General features: G+C 51.2%; 7 protein-coding genes and 1 tRNA gene. 2 read left to right on the forward strand and 6 right to left on the reverse strand.

Annotated features, from left to right (window positions below; translation table 11 throughout):
- Positions 1-53: 53 nt before the first annotated feature.
- The 3 genes from brnQ to BO53_RS0104745 all read right to left on the reverse strand — a co-directional run bounded on the left by brnQ (position 54) and on the right by BO53_RS0104745 (position 2,884).
- A complete protein-coding gene (gene brnQ, locus BO53_RS0104735) occupies positions 54-1,379 on the reverse strand; it encodes a branched-chain amino acid transport system II carrier protein (protein WP_031546008.1) in 1,326 nt (441 codons plus the stop codon).
- A 403-nt stretch (positions 1,380-1,782) separates the two neighbouring features.
- On the reverse strand, positions 1,783-2,556 hold the full coding sequence (locus tag BO53_RS0104740; protein ID WP_031546010.1) for a DUF1129 family protein: 774 nt from the start codon (positions 2,554-2,556) through the stop codon (positions 1,783-1,785).
- A complete protein-coding gene (locus tag BO53_RS0104745) occupies positions 2,546-2,884 on the reverse strand; it encodes a PadR family transcriptional regulator (RefSeq protein ID WP_031546012.1) in 339 nt (112 codons plus the stop codon). The genes BO53_RS0104740 and BO53_RS0104745 overlap by 11 nt, the downstream gene beginning before the upstream one ends.
- Positions 2,885-3,071: 187 nt before the next feature.
- Here BO53_RS0104745 and BO53_RS0104750 point away from each other — a divergent pair, with 187 nt between their 5' ends.
- Positions 3,072-3,971: an SDR family NAD(P)-dependent oxidoreductase gene (locus BO53_RS0104750; RefSeq protein ID WP_031546014.1), complete on the forward strand. Its 900-nt coding sequence runs from the start codon at positions 3,072-3,074 to the stop codon at positions 3,969-3,971.
- A gap of 56 nt (positions 3,972-4,027) precedes the next feature.
- Here BO53_RS0104750 and pdxT read toward each other — a convergent pair whose 3' ends face one another.
- Both pdxT and pdxS read right to left on the reverse strand, forming a co-directional pair.
- Complete coding sequence (pdxT, locus tag BO53_RS0104755) at positions 4,028-4,609, reverse strand: pyridoxal 5'-phosphate synthase glutaminase subunit PdxT (RefSeq protein ID WP_031546016.1); 582 nt, start codon at positions 4,607-4,609, stop codon at positions 4,028-4,030.
- Positions 4,609-5,493, reverse strand: a complete 885-nt coding sequence (gene pdxS, locus BO53_RS0104760) for a pyridoxal 5'-phosphate synthase lyase subunit PdxS (RefSeq protein WP_031546019.1) — start codon at positions 5,491-5,493, stop codon at positions 4,609-4,611. The genes pdxT and pdxS overlap by 1 nt, the downstream gene beginning before the upstream one ends.
- A 103-nt stretch (positions 5,494-5,596) precedes the next feature.
- Between pdxS and pdxR the strand changes: the two genes are divergently transcribed.
- Positions 5,597-6,931, forward strand: coding sequence for a MocR-like pyridoxine biosynthesis transcription factor PdxR (pdxR, locus tag BO53_RS0104765; protein ID WP_037341725.1), 1,335 nt, complete (start codon positions 5,597-5,599; stop codon positions 6,929-6,931).
- Between the two features lie 107 nt (positions 6,932-7,038).
- Here pdxR and BO53_RS0104770 read toward each other — a convergent pair.
- Positions 7,039-7,112: transfer RNA gene (locus BO53_RS0104770), tRNA-Ile, on the reverse strand.

Here is a 7,112-nt window from a genome sequence, read left to right on the forward strand (position 1 = left end):
GAGGCGGATCATACCAAATGGTATGATCCGCCTCCTCTTTGTATATTGCATATTCAATAGACCGTCTGACGCCCCCTGGCATCGATATGGCTTTCCCTCCTCCAGTCGGCAGCGAGTCCGATCAGCGTCATTGCTGCAAAGGGCAGCAGCCATCCGAGCGACACCTCGGTCAATGGCAATGCCGTATATATATCGGAAATGGCTCCCATCCTCAAGAGGCCGTTCGTATGGATGATCTCCACGATGGAAATTGGAATCGTGGCCACAACGGGAAGCACATAGGCATATTTCATTTCGAAATGGATGAATATATTCAAGAATGAGACCACTACAAGCACAATCGACACCGGATAAAGAAATGCAAGCAGTGGCGCCGCCAGGGAAAGTATCGTATTCAAGCCGAGCGTCGTGAACAGGAACCCGGCAGCGGTGAAGACAAAGACGTACACCTTATATGGAATCCTGCTGTAATGTCTGGAGCCGAACTCCGAACACGCATTGACCAGCCCGATGCATGTCGTCAGACAGGCCACAACAACAATCGCAGAGAAGATCATATCTCCAGAACTGCCAAAAAGCCGCATCGAACTGTATGTAAGGATGTCCGTGCCGTTTTCATAGCCGCCGCGTGCTGTCGTACCGCCGATATAGGCCAATGCCAAATAGATCACCATCAGAAGGACGGATGAAAGCACGCCGGCCTTCAGGACATGGGAGACGATTCCCGCCCTCTCGGTGACACCTGAATATTTAAGGCCGCTTATGATCACCATCGAAAACGCCAAAGCCCCGATGAGGTCCATTGTAAAGTAGCCCTCCAGGATGCCCGACACCACCGGGGCGCTGCCATATCCACCCTGGGCCGGCTGCAGTGGGGTCTCCGGCCGGAAGACTGCAAATACGGAAAGCAGTGCAATCGCAATCAGCAGAATGGGCGTCAGATACTTCCCGATGCTGTCGACAATCTTCGCCGGATTCAATGCCACCAAGAAAACGATGATGAAGAACACAACAGAAAAGCCGATGAGTGTAGATGCATCATGAACTGGCAGAAGATTTGCAGTTCCCACCTCATACGCCACATTCGCCGCTCTCGGTATGCCGTACAATGCACCGATCGACAGATAGACCAAAACAGCAAACACCATGCCGAACACCGGATGGACAGGCCGGCCCATCCGCTCCACCCCTTCATCGAAATAGGCCACGACAATAACAGCCAGAAGCGGCAGCAATACACCAGTGACGATGAAACCGGCCATCGCCGGCCACATGTCCACACCTGCCTGGTGTCCTAGCATTGGAGGGAATATCAGGTTGCCTGCACCAAAGAACAACGAAAAAAGCATCAGGCCGGAAATCAATACTAAACGATTCATCAGAACACTCCTATAATAAAAAAAGTACCATTTTAAGGACGGCGGTCACGCCGTGGCACCCCTTTGGATACTCCCCCTGATCCCCATCAGTTTAAGAAATCCGTTCAATATGGATAATATGACAGGCCCCCTTCGGGACCTTCCATTAAAAATGATAAATAAAAACACCTCACCAATTATATGACTTTTATAAATATTGTCAATATGATAGACAAAAGCATATCATCATTTTTGTATAGACCACAAAAGAGAAATCCTTCAGTTCCTCCTGTCACTTTCAAAAATTTCGTCACTTCCATTATGCAGGATACTTGATTGCATACTTCCTGAAAGGAAGATTCACCTGCAGCTCAACTGCCTATAAAAAATCCCCTCCCATTTTTTATGGAAGGAGATCTTTTCCCTATGATCCGCTTGGACTCTTTTCCTTTTTTGACATGTACATCAGAATCAAAACTACGATGATATTTGAGATGAACAGGGCCACCATGGAAATGATGAGGTACCTCTCACTCATTGGGGATGCTCCGCCTGTAGCAAACCTGGCTACCAGCTCAGGCATAGCCAGAAGGAGCAGGAGTGCTGTGAAGAACCACCGCTTCATGAACAGTGTCGTTATCAGGAAGACACCAAGTAAAGATAGGCCGATGATGAAATTCATTTCCGGGCTGCCTTCGTATATAATGATGCCTGGATGGGAACGGATAATAAATTGCCCGCCTATCATTCCGGCGAATACGAATATTTCATAGGCGATGGAAAAGATGTACGTTCTCTTATCGTCCCCATACTTCAAGATCATTTCCTTGATTACATAGAATGAGCCGTATCCTAAAAACAGGAGAACAAGCAGATAATAGATGATCAGTGAGGTGGAAAGTTCAAACTGGCCGCTGAGCAGGCTTGGAATCGTGAAGAGGCCAAACAGGTAGACAAGCAGCAAAGCACCTTTTTTCTTCAGACCGGCTTCCAAGGACAGCTCTTCTGATATTGATCTGATATATTCCTTTACCGAACCCCCAGTAACACTCTCGACACTTTTACCGCGTGCTTCCGCTTCAGTCAGATGATCCCGTAATTCTTCCTCCATCTCTTCGATGTCTTCACTGCTTTTTCCCCGGGCCATCAGCTCCAGCCTCAAGTCCAGCAGGAATTTCTCCGCTTTCTTACTCAGCATTTTCAACACTCCCCATCAGATTGTTCATACCTCTATTGAGATATGTCCATTTATGACGAAATACTTCCAATTCTTCCAGGCCACGTTCAGTGACAGAGTAGTACTTCCTTTTGGGCCCGCCAGTATCGGACTTTCTGGTCTGTGTACTCACGTATCCTTTTTTACTTAGGCGCAGCAATACGGGATAGATGCTCCCATCGCTGATTTCCGGGAAGTCCTTTCCCTTCAGCTTTTCCAGAATCTCATAGCCGTATGTCTCGCCTTGTGCAATGAGGCCAAGAATCGCCCCGTCAAGCAGTCCTTTCATCATCTGATCTGAAACTGACATAGGCACCCTCCAATCAACTATCTTATAATATACTATAGTTCAATGCTTTATAGCTGTCAACTATCTTACTTTAAAAGATAGTTGTCCCATAAGAGCATAGGAGGCGGTCTTTTCCGCTTACAGGAGTATCTCCCGCCATATCGGGAAATGGAGTACTGAATCTTACTCTGAATTGGGGGAATATGAAATGGCAGATAGGAAACGGGAAGGACTGACGGCAGTCATCATCGGTGCTTCAAGCGGACTCGGTAAAGGCGTCGCACAGCAGCTTGCTGAAGAAGGGGCAAATGTCGTAATCGGGGCCCGCCGCACTCATCTGATCGAGGAGCTCGCCGAAGAAATAGGTCCGTCGGCTGTGGCAGTGACGACGGACATCAGCAAGGAAGCGGATGTCAAAAGGATCCATGATGCCGCTCTTGAGAAATTCGGGAAGATTGATGTATGGATCAACATGGCGGGTGTAGGCCTCATCGGATCCTACACCGAACTCCCTGTTGAGGATATGAAGCGCCTCCTCGATATCAATGTATTCGGTACAATGGTCGGCAGCCAGTACGCGCTCAAACAGTTCAAGACGCAGAAATCCGGCATCTTGATCAATGTCGGATCGGTTGCCGCCAAAGTGCCATTCCCATATTACACAACCTACAGCGCAAGCAAATTTGCAGTCTCCGGCCTGAGCTATGGTCTGCAAAGGGAAATGGAGGTGGAGGGATATGAGGATATCCACGTATGCACTGTCCATCCATGGGCGACGGATACGCCATGGTTCGACCATTCCGGGAACTATTCCGGGCATCGTGCACAGATGAAGCCGATGGATGAGCCAAAAAGCGTTATCGAGGCGACCATCGGTCTTATAGACACTCCACAGGAAAGCGTGGAAGTCGGCGTCAAAACCAAGGGGTCCGCCATCTCTGAAAGCCTGCTGCCAGGACTTACCGAAAAGTTCAATGCAAACCATGTCAAAAATGTCATCGAGGAGGCACCGGCATCCTCCAATACTCCAGGCAGTCTGCACGAACCGGTGGAGGATGGCACCGAGGTCTCTGCAGGATGGAAGACACGGCTGAAGATGGATGAGTAGAGTGGGCATCAATAGAAGCGAAAAAGGTGCAGATCAATTTGATCTGCACCTTAATTTTATGCCAATACTTCTTTGGCCATATTTTCCTGCACCATTTCGATGAAGTAGCGATGAAAGACGAGCGAATCCGTCAGTTCGGGGTGGAACGAGATGCCGAGATGGCGGTCGGAACGCACTGCGACGATCTTCTCCCCCACCTTTGACAGCACCTGTACCCCTTTGCCTGCAGCATCGATATGGGGCGCCCGGATGAAGACGGCAAGCGCCTTTTCCCCGATGCCTTCAATATCAAGTTCGGCCTCGAAGCTGTCCACCTGCCGGCCGAATGAATTGCGTTCGACGGTAATGTCGAGCTTGCCGAGATGTCCTTCATCCTGTCCGATGATCCTCTCAGCGAGCAGGATGACACCGGCACAGGTCCCGAACATCGGCAAGTCGCTTTCCCTCAATGCTTCTGTGAAGCCGTAGCGGTCCATCAGCCGCCGCATTGCAGTGGATTCACCGCCGGGAAGAATGAGGCCATCAATATCTGCCAGCTCATCCACACGCTTGATGGCGACCGCTTCCTGCCCACATGCCTCGACCATCCTCTTGTGTTCCCTTACAGCACCCTGCAGGGCAAGTATGCCGATCCTCATTACCAGCCGCGCTCCTGCATCCTGTCTTCAAGGGAGAGCTGATTGATGTCGAGGCCTTTCATTGCTGTACCAAGCTCCTTCGCAAGCTTGCCGATCAGTTCATAGTCCTGATAGTGCGTCGTCGCCTCCACAATCGCTTTGGCGAACTTCTCAGGGTTGTCGGACTTGAATACACCCGAGCCGACGAATACGCCATCTGCACCCAGTTCCATCATCAATGCCGCATCCTGCGGTGTCGCCACGCCTCCGGCTGCAAAATTGACGACCGGCAGTTTGCCCAGTTCCTTTATCTCCTTCAGGATGTCATATGGTGCACCGTGGTTCTTCGCCTCGGTCATAAGCTCGTCATCGCTCATTACCGCGATCTGACGGACCTGCTGGTTGACCATGCGCATATGCCTCACCGCTTCCACAATGTTGCCTGTACCCGGCTCCCCTTTCGTTCTGAGCATGGCTGCACCTTCTCCTATGCGTCTTGCCGCTTCACCGATGTTCCGGCAGCCGCAGACAAACGGTACTGTGTAGTCATCCTTTTTCAGGTGGAACACTTCATCTGCCGGTGTCAGCACTTCGGATTCGTCGATGTAGTCGACGCCCATTGCCTCCAGCACACGTGCTTCCGTGATATGGCCGATTCTGCATTTCGCCATGACCGGTATGGACACGGCATTCATCACTTCCTCGACGATCCTCGGGTCACACGCTCTTGCCACACCGCCGGCTGCACGGATATCGGATGGCACACGCTCCAGGGCCATGACTGCGACGGCGCCTGCCGCCTCGGCCACCTTCGCCTGCTCCGCGTTGACGACGTCCATGATGACCCCGCCCTTCTGCATTTCCGCCATGCCTCTTTTGACTCTCTCAGTACCTGTCTGTTGCATCTATATCGACTCCTTCTATCTATTGATATTATATTAAAATAGTATAGAATTAAATCTGAATACTTAGAAGTATCAGTTTGGAATAATTTTAGGGGGTCAGATTATGCTGATTAATCTGGACAGGCAGGCGGATACACCGCTTTTCGAACAATTATATGCGGCACTCAGGGAACAGATACTGAATGGTGAGCTTGCAAGCGACCAGAAGCTGCCGAGCAAAAGACAGCTGAAGACGGACCTTGCCATCAGCCAGACGACCATCGAACATGCCTATAACCTGCTGCTGGATGAAGACCTCATCTACAGCAGGGAGAAAAGCGGGTTCTATGTATCCGCCATCGAACAGCTCAATCAAGGCACACCGGAGACCATCCCCAAAATCAGGCGCCCCGAAAGGAAGGAATATGCGCTGCCGCTCGGCACCATCGATACGACGCTCGTCCAGAGTGATGTGCTGAAGCAGATTGCCAGAGACGTCTATTCGGACCCCGAACTCCTGAATAAAGGGGACGACAGCGGAGAAACGGTACTGAAGGAACAGATCAGACACTATCTGAACATCAACCGGGGCGTCACATGCTCCACCGATCAGATATTCATCGGCCCGTCGACGGAATTCCTGCTTGAACAGGTGCTGTACCTGCTGAAGTATCCCAAGATGACGATTGAAGATCCCGGCTACCCGGTCATCCGTAAAGTGCTCGATCGGCTAGACAGCGGCATGGACACGGCCCGGGTGCTTGAAGACGGCATAGATGTCGATCAGGTGGCGGACCTCGCCCATCCGGTGGTCCACGTCACCCCCTCCCATCAGTTCCCGAGCGGAGCGGTCATGTCCCTCCAGAAGCGCATCCAGCTGCTGAACCATGCAAGCCGTAATGGCCACTATATCATCGAGGATGACTACGACAGCGAATTCAGATATACCGGGCGCCCCCTGCCCTCATTGCAGGGGCTCGACCAGAACGATTGCACCATCTATATGAGCACATTCTCAAAATCCCTCTATCCCTCTTTGCGGCTGTCCTGCATGGTGCTGCCCGCCTCACTTGCTGAACTTTATTACCAGAAGGCGCTCTCATGCAACGTACCCAGGCAGATGCAGCACATCGTCGCCCGTTTCATGGAACAGGGCTATCTGACCCGACACATCAACAGGATGCGCAAGGTCTACCGGAAGAAGATGGAGACCATCGTCGGGCGGATTGCAGCACATCACGCCGTCGAGATTCACGGGGAGCATACAGGCATGCACTTCATCATCAGGGTGCCTGGCATGAATCTTGAAGAAGCTGCCGCAAACCATGGACTCGTCCACGGCAGTGCCTACTCCTATGAGAAGAACCTTGAGGATACCGTCGTTGTGGGCATCGGGGAAAAGGAAACAGAGGAGATCATGGAAATTCTGGATCGTTTTCTTGAGGAGGTTGGTGTATGAGGATATGGGGCCGGTTTCCCGTCCCCCTCTGTTTTTCTAAGCATCAGGAAGGATGCGCCCATATCAACACAAAATAAAAAGACATGGATATTTCCATGTCTTTTGAGTGGGCCTAAGTGGACTCGAACCACCGACCTCACGCTTATCAGGCGTGCGCTCTAACCAGCTGAGCTATAGGCCC

The organism is Salinicoccus luteus DSM 17002, from assembly GCF_000712035.1.
GTDB classification, from domain to species: Bacteria; Bacillota; Bacilli; order Staphylococcales; family Salinicoccaceae; genus Salinicoccus; species Salinicoccus luteus.

Coding starts and splice junctions, on each gene's coding strand:
- brnQ (WP_031546008.1), bottom strand. CDS start 1,379: ATGAATCGTTTAGTATTGATTTCCGGCCTGATGCTTTTTTCGTTGTTC.
- BO53_RS0104740 (WP_031546010.1), bottom strand. CDS start 2,556: ATGCTGAGTAAGAAAGCGGAGAAATTCCTGCTGGACTTGAGGCTGGAG.
- BO53_RS0104745 (WP_031546012.1), bottom strand. CDS start 2,884: ATGTCAGTTTCAGATCAGATGATGAAAGGACTGCTTGACGGGGCGATT.
- BO53_RS0104750 (WP_031546014.1), top strand. CDS start 3,072: ATGGCAGATAGGAAACGGGAAGGACTGACGGCAGTCATCATCGGTGCT.
- pdxT (WP_031546016.1), bottom strand. CDS start 4,609: ATGAGGATCGGCATACTTGCCCTGCAGGGTGCTGTAAGGGAACACAAG.
- pdxS (WP_031546019.1), bottom strand. CDS start 5,493: ATGCAACAGACAGGTACTGAGAGAGTCAAAAGAGGCATGGCGGAAATG.
- pdxR (WP_037341725.1), top strand. CDS start 5,597: ATGCTGATTAATCTGGACAGGCAGGCGGATACACCGCTTTTCGAACAA.